This is a genomic window from Paenibacillus methanolicus, from assembly GCF_008124765.1.
Taxonomy (GTDB): domain Bacteria; phylum Bacillota; class Bacilli; order Paenibacillales; family Paenibacillaceae; genus Paenibacillus_Z; species Paenibacillus_Z methanolicus.
In genome coordinates, this window is record NZ_VNHS01000009.1 from 91,970 (window position 1) to 109,883 (window position 17,914).

At 59.9% G+C, this 17,914-nt stretch carries 12 protein-coding genes; 9 read left to right on the forward strand and 3 right to left on the reverse strand.

Annotated elements, in window-relative coordinates; genetic code table 11:
- The 5 genes from BCM02_RS22820 to BCM02_RS22840 all read left to right on the forward strand — a co-directional run bounded on the left by BCM02_RS22820 (window position 1) and on the right by BCM02_RS22840 (window position 6,082).
- Window positions 1-1,065, forward strand: coding sequence for a sulfate/molybdate ABC transporter ATP-binding protein (locus BCM02_RS22820; protein ID WP_148931446.1), 1,065 nt, complete (start codon window positions 1-3; stop codon window positions 1,063-1,065).
- 148 nt (window positions 1,066-1,213) lie between these two features.
- Window positions 1,214-2,278 carry a sulfate ABC transporter substrate-binding protein gene (locus BCM02_RS22825; RefSeq protein ID WP_148931447.1) on the forward strand — a complete coding sequence of 355 codons (1,065 nt, stop codon included), beginning with the start codon at window positions 1,214-1,216 and terminating at the stop codon, window positions 2,276-2,278.
- Between the two features lie 262 nt (window positions 2,279-2,540).
- The gene (locus tag BCM02_RS22830; RefSeq protein ID WP_148931448.1) at window positions 2,541-3,470 is read left to right on the forward strand and encodes an AraC family transcriptional regulator; all 930 of its coding nucleotides are present in this window, start codon (window positions 2,541-2,543) and stop codon (window positions 3,468-3,470) included.
- Window positions 3,471-3,543: 73 nt separating this feature from the next.
- A complete protein-coding gene (locus BCM02_RS22835; RefSeq protein WP_148931449.1) occupies window positions 3,544-4,551 on the forward strand; it encodes a phosphotransferase enzyme family protein in 1,008 nt (335 codons plus the stop codon).
- Window positions 4,552-4,759: 208 nt separating this feature from the next.
- Window positions 4,760-6,082 carry an MATE family efflux transporter gene (locus BCM02_RS22840; protein ID WP_148931715.1) on the forward strand — a complete coding sequence of 441 codons (1,323 nt, stop codon included), beginning with the start codon at window positions 4,760-4,762 and terminating at the stop codon, window positions 6,080-6,082.
- A 223-nt stretch (window positions 6,083-6,305) separates the two neighbouring features.
- Here BCM02_RS22840 and BCM02_RS22845 read toward each other — a convergent pair whose 3' ends face one another.
- Window positions 6,306-7,115: a Cof-type HAD-IIB family hydrolase gene (locus tag BCM02_RS22845; RefSeq protein ID WP_148931450.1), complete on the reverse strand. Its 810-nt coding sequence runs from the start codon at window positions 7,113-7,115 to the stop codon at window positions 6,306-6,308.
- A gap of 179 nt (window positions 7,116-7,294) precedes the next feature.
- Between BCM02_RS22845 and BCM02_RS22850 the strand changes: the two genes are divergently transcribed.
- A complete protein-coding gene (locus BCM02_RS22850) occupies window positions 7,295-8,731 on the forward strand; it encodes a S41 family peptidase (RefSeq protein WP_187434363.1) in 1,437 nt (478 codons plus the stop codon).
- 262 nt (window positions 8,732-8,993) lie between these two features.
- On the opposite strand, the gene BCM02_RS22855 is transcribed toward BCM02_RS22850, so the two are convergent.
- Window positions 8,994-9,878 carry a LysR family transcriptional regulator gene (locus BCM02_RS22855; protein ID WP_148931452.1) on the reverse strand — a complete coding sequence of 295 codons (885 nt, stop codon included), beginning with the start codon at window positions 9,876-9,878 and terminating at the stop codon, window positions 8,994-8,996.
- Between the two features lie 113 nt (window positions 9,879-9,991).
- Here BCM02_RS22855 and BCM02_RS22860 point away from each other — a divergent pair, with 113 nt between their 5' ends.
- From BCM02_RS22860 to BCM02_RS22870, 3 genes are all read left to right on the forward strand, one after another.
- Window positions 9,992-11,278, forward strand: coding sequence for an adenylosuccinate synthase (locus BCM02_RS22860; RefSeq protein ID WP_148931453.1), 1,287 nt, complete (start codon window positions 9,992-9,994; stop codon window positions 11,276-11,278).
- A 256-nt stretch (window positions 11,279-11,534) separates the two neighbouring features.
- Window positions 11,535-12,623 carry a copper amine oxidase N-terminal domain-containing protein gene (locus BCM02_RS22865; RefSeq protein ID WP_148931454.1) on the forward strand — a complete coding sequence of 363 codons (1,089 nt, stop codon included), beginning with the start codon at window positions 11,535-11,537 and terminating at the stop codon, window positions 12,621-12,623.
- A 343-nt stretch (window positions 12,624-12,966) separates the two neighbouring features.
- The gene (locus BCM02_RS22870; protein ID WP_148931455.1) at window positions 12,967-14,367 is read left to right on the forward strand and encodes a hypothetical protein; all 1,401 of its coding nucleotides are present in this window, start codon (window positions 12,967-12,969) and stop codon (window positions 14,365-14,367) included.
- Window positions 14,368-14,517: 150 nt separating this feature from the next.
- Here the strand turns inward: BCM02_RS22870 and BCM02_RS22875 are convergent, their stop codons facing one another.
- On the reverse strand, window positions 14,518-17,328 hold the full coding sequence (locus BCM02_RS22875; protein WP_148931456.1) for a glycosyl hydrolase: 2,811 nt from the start codon (window positions 17,326-17,328) through the stop codon (window positions 14,518-14,520).
- Window positions 17,329-17,914: the final 586 nt, after the last annotated feature.

A 17,914-nucleotide genomic window follows, 5' to 3' on the forward strand; every position in this document is an offset into this window, starting at 1 on the left:
ATGCATATCGAGGTGCGCGGGTTAAACAAGCAATTCGGCGATTTTCATGCGGTGCGCGATGTCGGCTTCGAGATCGCCAAAGGCCATCTAATCGGCTTGCTCGGTCCTTCCGGGGGCGGCAAGACGTCCATTCTTCGGATGCTGGCGGGGCTGGAGAGCCCGACGTCGGGCGACATCATTTTCCACGGCAAACGGGTGAACGACCTGCCGCCGCAGGAGCGCGGCATCGGCTTCGTCTTCCAGAACTATGCGTTGTTCAAGCATATGACGGTATTCGATAACGTCGCGTTCGGCCTGAAGGTCAAGAAGCAGTCGAAGGATCAAATCCGCGACCGCGTCATGCAGTTGATCGAGCTGACGGGGCTGAAAGGCTTCGAGCATCGGTATCCGCATCAGCTCTCCGGCGGTCAGCGTCAACGCGTCGCGTTCGCTCGCGCCCTTGCGCCCGAGCCGCAGCTGCTGCTGCTCGACGAGCCGTTCGCGGCGATCGACGCGAAGATCCGGACCGAGCTGCGTACGTGGCTCAAAGAGATGATCGAGCGCGTCGGCATCACGTCGATCTTCGTCACGCACGACCAGGACGAGGCGATCGAGGTCGCGGACGAAATCATGATCATCAACAAAGGGCGGCTGGAGCAGAAGGGCTCGCCTTGGGATATTTATAAGAACCCCCAAACGCAATTCGTCGCCAGCTTCATCGGCGAATCGACGATGGTCGAACAGGTGGAACGGCTGCGCGGCTTCGAGGAAGCGGCCAACTGGCCGGGAACGCAAGCGCTTATCCGTCCGGAATATATCGAGATCGGCAAGCGGCATGAGTTCCGCATTCCGTCGGCGACCGTGCAAGGCCGCGTGAAACATCTTCACTTCCGCGGCAGCGAGTGGATGGTCGAGGTCGAGGTCGGCGACATCAAGCTGATTACGTACCGCTCCTTGGAGAAGGACGTGCTGCAGCCGGGCGAAGAGGTGCATGTTCTCATTCACCGCGCGTATCTGTTCAACGACAACGACACGTGGATTATGGAGAACAAGCTGAAGGAAGATCCGATGCCGGTGCATATTTGAAAATACAAGCATTGATATGCGGAATGCTGCATTCCAGGTCTTACGACCGTGAACGCAAACCAATCCGCTTCGTTTCACGCGTATCAATCATCTTGTATTTCGCTATCGCTCCTATCGAACCTTTTAATAGAAAGCGTTGTGTGCACGAATGAAACCTACCCTGACCAAAGGATGGAGAATGCTCGGCATCGCGCTCGCCGCGGCGGCACTGCTCGCGACGACTGCTTGCAGCGGGGGGAACGAGCCGGCGACGGAGGGCGATGTCCAGCCGAAGGGCGACGTGACGCTCGTCATCGGCGCCTACTCGGTCGCGAAGGACGCGTTCGCCGAGCTGCTGCCCAAGTTCCAGGCGAAGTGGCAAGCGGAGACCGGGCAGAAGCTCGTGTTCCAGGAGTCGTATGAAGCGTCCGGAACGCAGGCGAGAGCCATCGCGGGCGGCTTCGAGGCGGACGTGACCGTGCTCGCCATGGAGAGCGACGTCGACAAGATTCAGAAAGCCGGGTTTATTACGCACGACTGGCGCCAAGCGACGAACGGCGGCATGATAACGAACTCGATCGTCGTAATGGGCACGCGGGACGGCAATCCGAAGGGCATCCGCGACTGGGAAGACTTGACGAAGGACGGCATCAAGGTGCTGTACCCGAATCCGAAGACGTCCGGCGGCGCGCAGTGGGACATCAACGCGATGTACGGCGCGGGATTGATGAAGTCGGAGGAGGAGACCGGGACGATGGATCCGGCCTACGCCAAAGCATTCCTCGAAAAGATCCACGCTAACGTGGAGTCGCTGGATAAGAGCGGACGCGCGTCGATGGCCGCCTTCGAATACGGCGTCGGCGACGTCATCGTCACCTACGAGAACGAACTGCTGGCGCGCCTGAAGCAGGGCGTCAAGTATTCGATCGTCGTGCCCGAGTCGACGATTCTGATCGAGAATCCGGCGGCAGTCGTCGACGTCAATGCGGTTAAGCACGGCGTGCGCGAGGCGGCGCAGGCGTTCGTTGATTACATGCACGGCGAGGAAGCGCAGCGGATATTCGCGGATTACGGGTTCCGTCCGGTCAACGAGACGGTGGCGAAGGAAGTCGAAGGCAAGTTCGCGACGCCGCCGAAGCTGTTCGATATCGACTACCTCGGGGGCTGGCCCGAAGTGCGCGAGAAGCTGTATTCGCCCAAAGGCATCTGGTATCAAGTGCTGGCGGGATTGTAGCGGATGCGGCAGGGCCGTGGTAGCAGTCGTCTCCGACTCCTGGTCTGCTGCCGCACCGGACCCCCGAGTTTGCAAGGCAAGATATCAATAACCGTTTATGCTGACTCCTGGGACAGCATGAACGGTTTTTTTGCATTTGAATCGAGGTTGCAGGCATTCGCGCTGTAGGCGGCGGAACGCTGAATATCGCTTCCTATCCTACCGCATCTTCCGTTAAATGGAAGATGCGATATCCATATGAATCAGAATCGAGGGACATCCATTGAACGACGAATACGGCAATCGCCTGCGGACGGTGCTCGAATATATAGAGGCGAATTTGCAATCGGCTTTGAGCCTGGCCGAGCTGGCCGAGGCGTCCCATTTCTCCAAGTATCATTTCGTGCGACTGTTCTCGGCGCTGCAAGGGCAGGCGCCTATGGCTTATGTTACCGAGCGGCGTCTGCTCCGGGCGCGCGAATATTTGCGCACGACCGACAAAACGATGCTCGATATCGCCTCCTTATGCGGATTCGGCTCGCTCTCGCGATTTAACGCCGCGTTCAAGAAGCGCTACGATACGACGCCCAGCCAGATGAGACGGAAGATGAGGCAACCGAGCAATTTACGGCAAGCGGACGGCAAGATCCGAGAAGAAGCGGCTCCAATGGAATCGTATGATGGAACTAGCAACAACCATCGCGGTTTTATGAGGAGAGTGTGGGGCATGAACATTGAAGTTATGGAGCTGCCAAGCTGTAACGTGGCGTACGTCACCCATGTGGGCAGCTATCTGGATACGTACAAAGCATGGGGAACGCTCGGCGCATGGGCGGAGAACCATCGTTTGTTTCCGCCCGGGCAGCAATTTATCGGCATTTCGTTGGATAATCCCGGCGTTGTCGACGAGGATGGGTGCAGGTACGAGGCATGCGTCACCGTGCCGGACGAGCTTCTCGCGGCAGGCAGCGGCAATTCCCAGGTGGCGTACCAGATGCTGCCCGGCGGGTTATTTGCCCGCTACAAGTTCTACGACACGATCGATAAATTCGCGTTCGCGTATCAAAGCGTCTACGGGGGCTGGCTGCCCGATAGCGGATACGAGCCGGACGACCGGCATGCGCTCGAATTTTGCATGAACAATCCCGCGACTGATCCGGAAGGGAAGGCGAAGGTGGATTTGTACGTGCCGATTCGGCGCCTGGGCGGCTAGGCCGTACAATTTAATTAAAGCCGTTTTTTACGAATCGCACGCCGCGGATTTCGATTACACTGAGTCTAAATCAATGATGAAGACGGAAGTGGTGCGCGTGGATAAGAAGCTAAAACAGCTGTTCAACTCCGAGGTTCTGAGCGAAGCGGCGGAACGATTCGGCATTCGTCCAGACACGCTGCGCGAATTGAACGGTTTTCAAAATTTCGTCTATGCCGGCATTGCGGGAGAGCGGGAAATCATTCTTCGCATTGCCTTACGGGCACATCGGGACGCGGCGGCCACGCGGGCGGAGTTGGAGTTCGTGACGTATCTGTCGGAATCCGGCCTGCCCGTGCCGAAGCCGGTAAGATCTGTAACGGGCGAAGAGATTCATCTCGTTCACGATGAATTCGTCGCCACTGCATTCGAGAGGGTGCCGGGACGGCATGTCCGCATCGCCGAGGAGAGCAATGCTTACTACGAGGATCTGGGCCGATTGGTAGGGCGAATACATCAGATGTCGCGCCGCTATGCGCCCCGGCAGCCTCGACGGTATGAATGGCGCGAGAACGCCTTTTTGACCAGGTTCAAATCCTACTGCCCGCCGGCACTGCACGATTCGTTCGACCGCATCCTGAAGGAAGTGAGCCTGCTTCCTCAAGAGAACGATGCGTACGGCCTTATTCACGGCGATGTCAGCAGCGGCAATTATTTGAACGAGGGCGACAGGGTGCATTTGATCGATTTCGATCAAGCGGAATACAGCTGGTTTGTGTCGGATATCGCGACGCCGCTCTTCTACGAGATTCCGATTCCGTGGGTGGTCGATGGCGAGCGGCGGAAGGAGATCGCGAAGCGATTCTTCGTCAACTTCCTGAACGGTTACAGCGCCATAAGCGGCGCCGTGCCCGATGCGTGGTTGAAACAGATTCCGCTATTTCTGGCGCTCAAGCAAGCGATCGTGTTGTCCGCGCTGTATCGCAGCCGGGATTTTCAAGCCCCCGATTGGAGCGGATGGGACGAGCAAGCACGGCGTTTCTACTACGGGAACATGTTGAATAGCGCGCCTTACATTGACCTGGACTTCTCGCGGATTTGAGTAGAGACGATGCGCGGCCGCAAATAATTGACTAGCTTTGTGTTAGATATGGGTTTGGTGCGCGCGTTTACAGGGTGGTAATATTAAACCAGATATCATCTGCTAGACGCACTTCATTCCCATAGAGAAGAATGTGATCCCAGTGACTCAGCCTCAGATACGGGCGCGGACCCAAGGTCTGCTGAACAAGCATCTCTCCGGCGCCTCGATGGATTACCGGAAAGTGTTCGCTCTTTTTCTTCCGATCTTGATCGACCAGGCTTTTATCATCGGCTTCAACGTGATGAACACCGCCATGATCAGCTCGGCGGGGGTGGCCGCGGTCAGCGCGGTGAGCACGGTGGATTCGCTCAATATTTTTCTGATCAACGTGTTCGTCGCCGTGGCGACCGGCGGGACGGTCGTCGTGGCGCAATACAAGGGCAGCCGCAATGATGCGATGGTGTCCAAGGCGGCAAGCGCGAGCATTGCGTCAGTGGCTATGCTCGCGCTGGGCATCGGCGTCATCGTCATGGCGCTGTACGACCCGCTGCTTCATCTGCTCCTCGGATCGGCGTCGCCGGACGTGATGGCCCACTCGAAAGTGTATTTGATCGGCAGCTGCGCGTCTTTCCTGGGCATTGGCGTCGTCCAAGCGGTCAGCGGCATCATGCGCGGCATCGGGCGTTCCCGCGTATCGCTCGCGCTGTCGCTCATCATGAACGTGCTGTACGTGCTGCTCAACTTCGTGTTCATCGCCCTGCTCGACATGGGCGTGCTCGGCATGACGATCGCCGTTAATATCGCGCGGTATGCGGCGGCGATCTGCGCGCTGTGGTATATCATCCGGATGGACGCGACGCTTCATCTGCGGCTGACGGCGCTGCTCCGTGTCCCGTGGTCGATGCTGAAGAAGATTATGACGATCGGCATGCCATTCGCGGCCGAGCAAATGTTCTTCAACGGCGGTAAAATGCTCACCCAGGTGTTCATCGTCAGTCTGGGCACGCACGCGATCGCCACGAATGCCATCGGCGGGACGATCGCCATGCTGTACCAGATCCCGGCGGTGGCGTTGTCGATCACGCTCGTGACGGTGGTCGGCCAGTGCATCGGCGCGCGCAACGTCGAGGATGCCCGCAAATTTATCCGGTCGTTCCTCTGGCTGGGGTGCTGGTCGTTCGTCATCATGACGGCGATTCTGCTGCCGCTGTTCCATCCGCTCGTCGCGCTGTTCCAGCCGCCTGCCGAAATCGTCGACGATCTGTTCTGGGTGCTGCTCATCAACGCCATCGCGCAAATTCCGCTGTGGGCGATTAGTTTTATCCTGCCTGCGGGCTTGCGGGCGGCGGGCGATTCGCGCTTTACCTCGATCACGTCGATGCTGACAATGTGGCTGTTCCGCATCGTGCTGGGGTACGTGCTCGGCATTACGCTCGGCATGGGCATTATCGGCGTTTGGATCGCGATGAACTGCGAATGGGGCGTGCGGGGCGCGTTATTCTATTGGCGGTACCGGGGAAGCAAGTGGTATGCGCATAAGTTGGTGTGACGGCCGGCGGGAGAGCTTGACGATGAAATGCGAGTCTGCCGCGGAGATCCATAACCGTATAACGAAGCGTAAACAGCCGGCGAAGAGCCGGCTGTTTTTGTGTTCCTGGCGATCGCTGGGGAGCAGGAAGGGCAGGGCTTGACTTTGAGCTGAATGTCAGAGGTAATTGGCCGAGAAAAAACGCAGCGGGCTCCAGCCTGCTGCGCTCCCCTTGCCGTCTATGCTAGCTCTGCACCGGATTCAACACGAACTTCTCGATGACCTCCGCCACGCCGTCTTCGTTGTTGGAGGCGGTGACGTAGTCGGCGATCTCCTTCAGCTTCGGCAGCGCGTTGCCCATCGCCACGCCGAGGCCCGCGACTTCGATCATCTCGTGGTCGTTCCACGAGTCGCCGATCGCGATGACCTCGTCCAGCGTGCAGCCGATATGCTCCGCCATGAAGGAGATGGCGTGGCCCTTGGTGCCTTCTTTATGCGTGAACTCCAGGTAATGCGGTTTCGATTTCGTAATATGGACGCGATCGCCGATGATCGGGGCGAGCTTGGCCGCGACCTCGTCGAGGTAATCGGGATCGTCGATGATGAGCATTTTGGTCGAAGGCTGATCCAGCAGCTTGTCGTAATCCGGCTCGACGACGAACGGGATTTTGGATAGCGCGGAGTAGCGGCGTGCCTTCTCGTTGTCTTCTTGGACGATCAGCTCGTCGTTGATGTACAGCTGCAGGTGCAGATCGTGCTCCTTGCAGAACGCGAACAGCTCCTTCGCCGCGTCCTTGGGCACGCTGCGCTCGTACAGCACTTGCTCGTCGAACAGCGTCTTCACAAGCGACCCTTGGTAGGTGATGATCGGCACGTTCAGCTCGACTTGGGCCGCAATCTTCTTCGCCGACGGGAACATGCGCCCGGTCGCGAGCGTGACGAACACGCCTTGGGCAGCGGCTGCTTTCAGCGCCGATTTCGTGGCCTCGGTCACGATCAGCTCGTCGGAGAGCAGCGTATCGTCGATATCGATGGCGATTAACTTGTAAGGCATGGTTGTTCCGCTCCTTTGGTTGTCTATGTTTGCCTTTGATTGTAGCCCAAATCCAGGAGGGGAACAAGATTTATTCACCGTTTCGCCACGGCTGCCTCGGGCCTCGCCGCTTGCTTGGCGCGGTCCATGTGCGATAAAGTGAGAGAATCAGCATGCTGTTGAGAACGGAGAGAGATGCGATGAACAGATTTGGCGAAGAAGCGGTGGCGCAGCGCAAGCGCACGATCCGGGGGATCCTGCTGCTCGTGGCGGTCGCGGCCGTTTTCCTGGCGGGCCGGTATTCGATGGTGATGCAGCATCCGATTTTGAAGGCGGACAATTTCGAGAATTTAAGCTATGCCTACAATGAAATCATAAATGGTTACTTGGAAGGGGCCGAAGGGAAGAAGCTTATCGACGGCGCGGTCGAAGGGATGGTTGCGTCGCTGGAAGATCCGTACTCGGTTTATTTGACGGGCGAAGCGGGCAAGGCGTATATGGAATCGTACGAAGACCATTTCGTCGGCATCGGGGTGGAAGTGCGCGAGGAGGACGGCGCGTTTATTATCGAGAAAGTCATCGAAGGCGCGCCTGCCAAGAAGGCCGGAGTGAAGGATCATGATACGATCGTGGCGGTCGACGGCCAAGCGGCCAAGGGCATGGCGTCCGATAAGCTGCTCGGCATGGTCCGCGGCAAGGAAGGCACGACGGTCAAGCTTACGCTATTGCGGGCGGGGGCCGGTCAGCCGATCGAGCTGTCGGTGAAACGCGGTTCGGTGCCGATCAAGACGGTGGAGTACGACATGAAGGCGAACGGCATCGGCCAAATTACGATCGAGCGGTTCGCGGACAAGACGGGCGACGAGTTCGACAAGGCGTTGGAGGCGTTGACCGCCAAAGGCATGAAGGGGCTGCTGCTCGATCTGCGCGGCAACCCGGGCGGCCTGCTGGATCCGACCATCCAGATCGCAAGCCGGTTCCTACCGAAGGGCGAGAAAATCCTGCAAGTCGTCGGCAAAGACGGGAAGCATGTCGTTACGCATAAGTCGGAAGAGGAGAAGCCGCTGAAGCTGCCGATCTCCATTCTCGTGGACGGTCATACCGCCAGCTCCTCGGAAGTGTTGACCGCCGCGCTGAAGGAGAAGGCGGGGGCGACGGTAATCGGCGAGAAGACCTACGGGAAGGGCATCGTGCAGCAGTTTACCCAGTTGAACGATGGCTCGGTGCTCAAAATCACGAAGGCGCAGTGGCGTACGCCGGCTGGCAGCTGGATCCACAAGAAGGGCATCGAGCCGACGACGACGGTCGAGCCGCCCGCTTATACGCTGCTGCCTTCGCTGCCGACGGGACTGTCACTCCAGAACGGCGACTACGGCGATCAAGTGAAGACGGCCGAGCAAATGCTCAAGGTGCTCGGCTACTTGCCGGGCGAAGCAGGCGGCGTGTTCGATGACGCGATGGAGCTGGCGGTCGAGCGATTCCAACGCAGCCAGTCGCTGCCGGAGACCGGCATTGTGAACGACAAGACCGCGTATCGGATGACGACGCTGCTCGCCGAACGGTACAACAACGAAGATCCGCAGCGGAAGAAGGCGGAGGAAATGCTGAAGGCGGCCACTGCCGATACCGTGAAGTAGCGGCAGGCGATTCGCGATAGGTCGGGCGTGCAGCGATACGAGCCGCCCTGTGAGGACGAGCGCGGCATCACGGCGGACATAACTCGGTTCGGCACGGTAGGCCGGACTGCGAACCGTTCGCCGCGTGCGTCAACGCAAAAAGCAAAGCCCGCAGCCGCAAGTGCAAGTCTTCATGCCCGCGTTGCGCGCGTGGATGCTCCATATGCGAAGAAGCCGCTATTCGGCATGCCCTGGGGCATCCGCATCGCGGCTTCTTTCGCGTCTAACGTCCAGGCAAGTAGCCCAGAAAACGGCTGGCGGCGGACGATAGCGGTACGCCTTTCAACGTCGCGATCCCGATGTGACGGGCCGGAATAGGCGGGTGCAGCGGAATCTCGACGAGCTGGCCGGCGGCCAGTTGGTCCGCGACGTATTCGCGCGCGATGACCGTGAGACCGAAGCCGCTCTGCGCGAATTGCGCCAGCAGGTCGAGGCTGCCAAGCTCGAATTCGGGCGTTAGCTTCACGCCGCAGGCTAGCGCAAACTCGTCGAGGTACCGTCTGGTGCTCCCGCCGGATTCGAGCAGCAGAAGCGGGTACCGGTGCAGCTCTTCGATCGGCACCGGGCTCGCGGCAAGTTCTCGATAGGCAGGACCGCCGACGAGGCAGTCATGCAGCGGGGCGCTCGGGCGTAATTCCACCTTCGCATCGTTCGCCGGCAGGTTGACGAGGCCGAAGTCGATCCGTCCTTCCTTTAGCAGCGCGAGCGTCTCCGGGGTCGTCCGGTTCGTCACCTTCACCCGGATGTCCGGGTACTGCCGGTGGAACCGCTCCAGCTGCGGCAGGAGGAAGTGCCGGCACAACGTGTCGCTCGCTCCGATACTGATCTCCCCGTAATCCAGATTGTGCATTTCGGCAAGTTTCCGCTCCCCGACATCGATCAGCTGCATCCCCTGCTCCACGTAACGGAACAGCATCTCGCCCTCGCCGGTTAACGTAACGCCTTTCGCCGTCCGGAAAAACAACGGTCCGCCGAGCCCCGTCTCTAGCTGCTTGAGGGTATGGCTGACGGCCGGCTGCGTAATGTGCAGCTGCTCCGCGGCCTTCGTCAGACTGCCGAGCTTCGCGGTCCAATAGAATACGCGGTACCATTCCAAGCTGAATTCCATAGACATTACCTCATTTTATGACAGGTATTAGTTATATCCATTTTATTAATGACCTCTCCCGAAATTATAATAAGCCTTGAAGAGGAAAACAAGAGACTCGGGAGGCGAAGGGCATGACGGCGACGGCGATTGTAGGCGCCAATTGGGGCGACGAGGGCAAAGGGAAAATGACGGACGCGCTGGCGGCGAAATCCGATTACGCGGTGCGGTTCCAAGGGGGAAGCAACGCGGGTCATACGATCATCAACGAGTACGGGAAGTTCGCGCTGCGTACGCTGCCATCCGGCGTGTTCAATCCGGAGGTAACGAGCGTAATCGGCCCGGGGACGGCGTTGGACGCAGACATTCTCATGAAGGAGCTGGCCATGTTGGCCGAGCGGGGCGTTCCGGCGCCACTATTACGAATCTCCGATCGGGCACAGCTCGTGCTGCCCGTACACCGGCTGTTCGATGAGCTGGAGGAGCAGCGGCTTGGCGACCGGAGCTTCGGTTCGACGCGAATGGGCATCGCGCCGTTCTACGCGGACAAATACGCGAAGCTTGGGATCCAGATCGCCGATCTATTCGACGCGGATCGGCTTCGGGAGCGGCTCGCGCAATTGCTGGAGGCGAAGAACGTGCTGCTCGTCCATCTATACGGGCGCGATCCGATTGCAGCGGACGATCTGCTGCCGGAGTTGATGGAGACGGGAGAGCGGTTACGCCCCTATCTGTGCGATGTGTCGCACCTGCTGGCGGAAGCCCTCGAACGCGGCGAATCGATCCTTCTCGAAGGCCAGCTGGGCGCGCTTCGCGATCCGGATCATGGCATCTATCCGTATTCGACGTCGTCCTCGACGCTGGCCGGATTCGCGCCGGTCGGGGCCGGCCTGCCCCCGCATGCGATTCAGAACGTGTTAGCCGTCACCAAGGCGTATTCCAGCTGCGTCGGAGCGGGACCGTTCGTCACGGAGCTGGCAGGCGGCGAAGCGGAAGAGCTGCGCCGGCGCGGCGGCGACGCGGGCGAATACGGCGTCAATACGCGGCGTCCGCGCCGGGTGGGCTGGTTCGATGCGGTGGCGACTCGTTACGGTTGCGCCGTTCAAGGAGCGACGTCGGTCGCGCTCACGAATCTCGACGTGCTCGGGTATCTAGACGAGATTCCGGTCTGCATCGCTTACGAGCTGGCGGACGGTACGGTAACGGACCGGTTCCCGGCCGGAGCGAGGCTTGCGGGGGCGAAGCCGATCTGGCGGAAACTCGCGGGCTGGCGCGGTGACATCTCGGACGCTCGCGCGTTCGAAGAGCTGCCGCCGGAAGCTCGGAACTACGTTGCGTTCATGGAAGCAGCCATCGGCGTGCGCATCTCGTATGTTTCGGTCGGTCCTAGACGCGATCAATTAATCGTACGAGAAGAATAAAGCGGCGCGAAAGCGTCCGGAAGCGGAAAGAGCTTGATGACGATCAGGCTCTTTTTGACGTGCAAGGACGTTACGGCGAATGCGTATTCGGCGGACGGCGGATAGACGTAACCGGGGAGCCGCCGATATTGTCAGTTTGACGGTCGGGCCGGTGCATGCCTACATATCGTAGCATCGGCTTGGCTGTTCCATGGGCGCGGACTGAAGTATAATTTGGTAGAGGGGTATCGTCGCGTTTTTTGGGGAGGACATACAGATGAGATTCACGTTCAAAATAGGCAGCTTGGCTTTCATGACGGCGATGCTTCTGCTGGCGGCGCTGCACTGGCAGGTCGGAATAGCCCGGGCGGACTCGCCGCTCACGTCGACGGCTTTCCATGAAGCCTACGCGAATGTCGCGAAGGTGAACGAGGCTCGCAAGAGCGGATTGACGAAAAGCGTGGCGGCGTTTCTGGCGTCGGAGAAAACGGCGCTCGCCGAGAAGGCGGCCGCGATTCATGCGATCTACGCCGGCGCGGGCGCGTGGGAAGAGCGGGACCTCGCTTCGCAATATGCGAAGCTTGCTTACGGCAAGGCCTTATCGTCGCTCGCGGCGAAGACGCTCCGGCCGGACGAGGTGTTCGTCGTCGGCTATTTGAAGGCGATGGACCGCTACTTGGCGCCCGATACGGCATGGCTGGCGGCGGCCAAGGACGCCATGCCAGGCAGCATGACGGCCGCGCTCGTCTATGCGCTGGCGCAATCGCAGGCGCAGCCCGATTCGGCGTTGTACGGGTGGTGCGCGATCGAGCGCGTGCTGAACGACGCCTCGCTCAAGAAAGACATGCGCCAGGATGCGATCGACCGGATCAAGAACTATATGATGCTGTACAAGAACGGCGAGTGCAAGGACGAGCTCGCCTTGCTGTTGGAACAGTCGGTCGCCTTAACCATCGAAGGGCCGGCGGTGCTGATCTACGGCAAGCCGGGCACCGTCGACTCCGAGGACGCGGCCGCCAAGCCGCACGTGCAGGATGGCGTGACGCTGGTGCCGCTGCGATTCGTCGCGGGCGCCTTCGGGGCGAAAGTCGACTATGACGCGAAGAAGCGGGAAGTCGCGGTGGCGTACGCGGGAGAGCGGCTGATCTTCGTCGAGGGTGAAGGCGGAGAGCGCCCCCTTCGGGTACTGAACGGTCGGACGTTCGTCCCGCTGCGGACGATCGCTGAGGCGCTCGGGAAGCAGGTCTATTACGACCAAGGGTTGATTATCCTCTCGAATGGCATCAGCCTGAATCCGCAGGATGGGCATGACCGGGCGCTGGCGGAGCAAGTGCGGAAGCGGCTGGCCGAATTAAACACTGCTTGATGGCGTCATGAAGATCGGGTGCGAAGAAGCGCGGACGAATTGTCCGCGCTTCTTCGCGCATCGGGTTAGCGCGGTTGGCAAGAAGGCTCCTGATATCCGAGGGGAGCGCCAATCGCCGTGAGCTTAGAATTATGCATACGAACATCTTCGTTCCGTCTATCCCGGCATGCGTCGCGAACCTGTATGATCGTGTAGACCGGCCGTACTTATTCAGGAGGAGAGAGACGATGCTATCCAATCAACTAAGCGGGGAGATGCGCCCCGTCCGATTCTTGACCAGCGATTCGCGGACGAGGATGAGGAGTCTGCCGGACGATCGAAGGACCGGGGAGGGGGTCGAGCGATGACCGCCTTGCGAACGGTTAAGCCGGCCGAGGATACGACCACGTTCTTTCGCAGCCCCGCCATGGGCTGGGTTCTCTATATCGACGCCTTCTCCATGGGCGAAATTCAGAGCTTCCCGGAAGCGCGCGACTATTGGGCGATGCAGGACGGGAACGCGGAGATGGCGAGCATCTTCTACTTGCGCGTGCCCTGGTCGATCATGGAGCCGGAGGAGGGCCGGTATGCGTGGGAGGAAGACGAGAACTATCGCCTCATGATCCGCATGGCCTTGGATCGCGGATTGAAGCTCGCGTTCCGCGTCTACGTGGACAGCAAGGACGCCTTCGTGCAGGCGACGCCGCGTTATGTGTTCGACGCGGGCGCCAAGGGATTCGCGAACGACGATGAGCGGCCGAACTTTTTGACCCCTTACGTGCACGATCCCGTCTTTCAGCGCAAGCTGGCGAACTTCGTCCAAGCCTTCGCGGCCGAATACGACGATCCGGCCATCGTGGACTTCATCGACGCGCAGGGACTGGGCTGGTGGGGCGAGATGCACGGACTGGACTATCTGACGGATGATCAAGGCCGGCAGGTGTTCGAGTGGCTGACGAATATGTACGGCGATAGCTTCCGCCGGGTCCTGTTGGGCGCCCAATATGGGGAAGGCAATTTCCCGATCGCCTTGCAAGACTGGGCGCTGCGGGAGAAGGGCTACGTCATTCGGCGCGACAGCTTCGGCAGTCCGGTCTGGTTCGGTCGGTCGCACAAAGACAAGCTGCTTCCGCTGTGGCCGCGCGTGCCGATCTTCGCCGAGAATTGCTACCACGGGTTCAAATGGCGGGGCGAATGGTACCAAGAAGACGGCTTCCACACGCTGCGCGACATGATGCGCCAGGTCGTGGCGGACGCGGAGGAGCTGCATGCCAATACGCTGGACTTGCGTTACCCGCAGGATGCATCGCTATGGCTGCGGGAAGCGCCGGACCTGGTTCGCGATTTCGCGCTTCGGTGCGGATATCGGCTCGTGCCGACCGATGTCGAATACCCGGCGTCCGTCGTCGGCTCCGGTTCGTACAAGATCAGGCACGCGTGGAAAAATGCCGGATTCGGCGTGCTGCCGAACCATAACCCGAACTGGAAGCGAAAATACAAGCCGGCGTTCGCGCTGCTGGAGCCCGAGACGGGCAGCGTCGCGTATCAGTTGACCGACGTCGCGGAACCGTCGGATTGGATTTACGGCCATGCGTACGCGTACGAGACGCCGGCATCCTTCGACGGCGTATCCGCGGGCGAGTATCGCTTCGCGACGGCCATCGTCAACCGGGACAACGGGGGAGCGCCCGAGATCCGGCTGGCGATCGAGGGCGAGCGCACCGCGGAAGGTTGGCATATTCTCGGGACGATTACGGTCGATTGACCGAAGCAACTCGATGCAGACTGACTTGAAGCGGCAATGGGAAAAGGCAAGGCGTCACAGGTGCAGGCAAGCACCATGTGACGCCTTTTTGCTTCCTAAGGGCAATATTATCCAACGAAAGCCGCAAAGGACCTCCGCGGCGCTTCTCCCTTAGTGCGTATACGTATAATGCGGCGAGTCGTACTGCGGTCCGGATTTCTCGTAGGTGAACCACAGCTCGATCGTCTGGCCGGCGCTAAGGCCGCTAATCGTGTGTTCCCACGTGCCGTTGTTGTTGATCATCCGCACGTTCTGCTGGATCGCGCCGTTCACCGTGTAGTGGATATCCACGTACAGGGCGGCGGTCGTCGGCTTGAACGTGATTTTCTCCGAGGAGGAGGTCGGTTTCGTCACGGTAGCGGTGAAGTCCGCCGTCACGTATTGGCCGCTGCCCGCATTCGTCGTGACGCTGTGCGCCGCGCTCGCCGCCGAGACGTTGCCCGCCGCGTCCTTCGCGCGGACCGTGTAGCTGTAAGCCGTGCCCGCCGCAAGGCCGTTGTCGGTGTAGCTCGTCGACGCCGAAGAACCGATCAGAGCGCCCCCGCGATAAACGTCGTAGCCGGCCACGCCGACGTTGTCGGTCGATGCGTTCCAAGTGAGCGTGACGCTAGCGCTCGTCTTCGTGGAAGCGAGGTTCGTCGGCACGGAAGGCGCCTGCGTATCGCCGCCACCGCCGCCGCCGCCGTTGCCGGTGTTGAAGCTGTTCGCCGGGATGTTCACGACCGTGCCGTCGGAGAACGTGACCGTAATCGGCGAATTGGTCATGTTATAAGCGATATACGTCTTGACGCCGTTCTTGTTGAACACCGCGTAGAGCGGCGTATTCGCCGTGATCGTCGGATCGGCGTTGCCCATCGCGTCCAGGTTGTAGATCCAGTGGTAGGCATTCGCCTTGGAGTTGCCGGCTTCCGCGCCGAGCGCCGCGCCGCGGGCGTTCCAGAAGTTCTTCGCCTCGGTCGGGTTCGAGATGGCGCGGTACATATAGATCAGATCTTCCCACGCGTCGAAATTCGTGCCGCCGTTCTCGCTGACGAGCGCGTTGTAGTTCTTGTTCGTGTAAGCCGGATAATGGGTCAAGTACAGCGAAGCCGACGTGAACGGCAGCCAGTTGATGCCGTGCACTTCCTCCGGGTTGCCGGTCCACCACGTGCCGTCGCCTACCGTCTTGCCGCCCCATACCATGCTCGCGGTCGAACGGGTGAAGCTGGCCGGACGGTTCGTGTTCGCCACGTCGAACCAGTATTCGTTGATCGCGTTCATCTCCGTCGTGTAGAGCGCGATGCCGGCGTCGCGGACGGCCGCGTCGCCCGTCGCCTGACCCCACAGCACCATGCCGGCCCACGCGTTCATCCCCTCGGAGGACGATTCGTTGTTGTTGCCGTCGCCGAAGCGGGCGTGGCCGGAAGCCCAGGAGTGGCCGGCATACGGGTCGAAGTTTCGCAGGAACGGGAACATCGAATCGCCGCGGTTCGTATTGGCGATGTCGCGGATGAGCAGGTTGACCATCGGCCCCCAGCTTTGCGCCCACGATTTGTCGACGCGCGCGACTTCGGCCGCCGCCTTAATGAAGTAACCGTAGTGGAAATGATGGTCGTTCAATTCCTCGCTCGAGCCGTAGCTGGCCGGGTAGCCGATGACCGTTCCCCAGTTGCTGTTGTAGTAGAAGACGCTTTGGCTCTTCAAGTTGCCCGCCGCGTCGCTCGCTTTGAACCAATTTTGCAGGATGGATTTGATTTCATTGCGGAATTTCGTCGCGGCGACCGTATCGCCTACTTGATCGGCGATCGGCGCGAGCGTCGCGAGCTTGCCGAGCCGTTTGCCGACCCAGTACGTATCGGCCGTACCCGTGTAGGTCTCGGCTTCCGCCTCGTTGACGTATTGCTGCAGCGTCGTTTTGTTGTACGAGCCTTTGTCCGGCAGCGTCGGGAGGACGCCCGTGAATTTCATAGTCGTCTGGAACGAGGTGCCTTCCGCAGCTTTCATCGTGCCGCGTACCGAGTTGTACGTGTACGGGAGCAGAGCCTTGGAAGAGTTCTTCCATTGATGCGGGTAGAGGGCGAAAATCGTGCCGGTCTGCGAGCCTTGCTTCGCCTGCGTCGTGTACGTGTACGTCGTCGTCACTTGGCTTGCCGCCGCGTTGAACGCGTAGCTAACCTGCGTGCCCGTTACGTGCGAGTAGGCGTATTGCGCGAATTTGTTCAGCGTCGCCTGCGTGTTGTCCGGGAGGACGGCGACGGAGAAGTACGAGCTGCCGTTATTCGTCAGCGTTTTGGTGCCGATGCCGCTCCACGTACTGCCATTGGCGCCGAACAGGCCGTAATGCGCGCCTTCCATCGTAATGCCGAGCACCGGCGTCGAAGCGCTGCCCGACCATACCGTCGGCGCCGTGTAGAAGGAGAGCTTCGGATTGCCGCCCGCGAAATTAAAGTAGACGTAAGGCGAGCCGTGCCCGTACGAGACGTTCATCGCATTAGATCCGCTCTGGTAGTTCGCCTTGACGAACCAGTCGCTGTAGCCGTCGACTTTGGCATCCGGGAAGGTTGCGACGGCGGTGTGGCCGACCGTAAAGTCGTGGATGTCGTTAATCCACCCGCAGACGCAGGAGGAGTTCGCCGTGATCCGGCTGCCGGGATAGAAGATGCGGAAGCCGTCGGATTGATTCTTCACCGCGAGCGGGTGCGGGTATTGCGCTACGGAGTAGGTATCCCAGGCGAGGTTGCTCCACCAATCGTTGGTCGGCATGGGTCCGGAGACGTTGCCGGTCTTGTAGATCGTGCCTTGCGTATTCGTAGCCCCGGGCGGCAGCACGGTCGAGTACGAGCCCGAGCCGAGCGGGACCTCGCCGCTGAACGCGCCGGCTTGGGCCGGGAGCAGCGTCGCGATGAGCGTGACGAGCAGCAGATAGACGGATATTTTTTTCATTAGAACCTCCTAAAGTATATGATAACGCTTACAAAAAACGTGGTCCCTCCTTTCCATGCGACTTTCGAGGGCGACTGACGCGACGCGAGCGATGTCCAATCCTGGCGTGACCTTGCCGCGCGTACGATTAACCGCTTAAATGATTCGCAGCCCGAATGGTTCATGCCGTGAATACGGATACTGGACGAAGCCGTCGGCTTTCGCCGTGTTTCTATCGTATCAGCGGCGCGCAGGCGGCTGAATAGCCAAATTGTTGTGATCGATGCCAATTATTTGTGGGAAATCGAGGGAATCGCAAATGGTCAAGTGAATGGATGTCGAATTGGGGCGCGTAGCGAGATGCAAGTCGGAGAGAAATTCGGACGGCTAGAGCGAGACGTATCCAGATAAGAATCAGAACGTGAGATAAACAGATTGCATCAAAGGCGGGGTGCGAACAGTCCATGCGAAGCGGAGCAGCGGGCGCGGCGGGTCATCTTATTGCTAGTACGCCGTTTCTGTAAATTTGCAGGAATACATCTGCCCGTTGTACTAACCTCCGATAGGACGCCAGCCGCCGCCGTCGTACAGTCCTAGACGGAATATT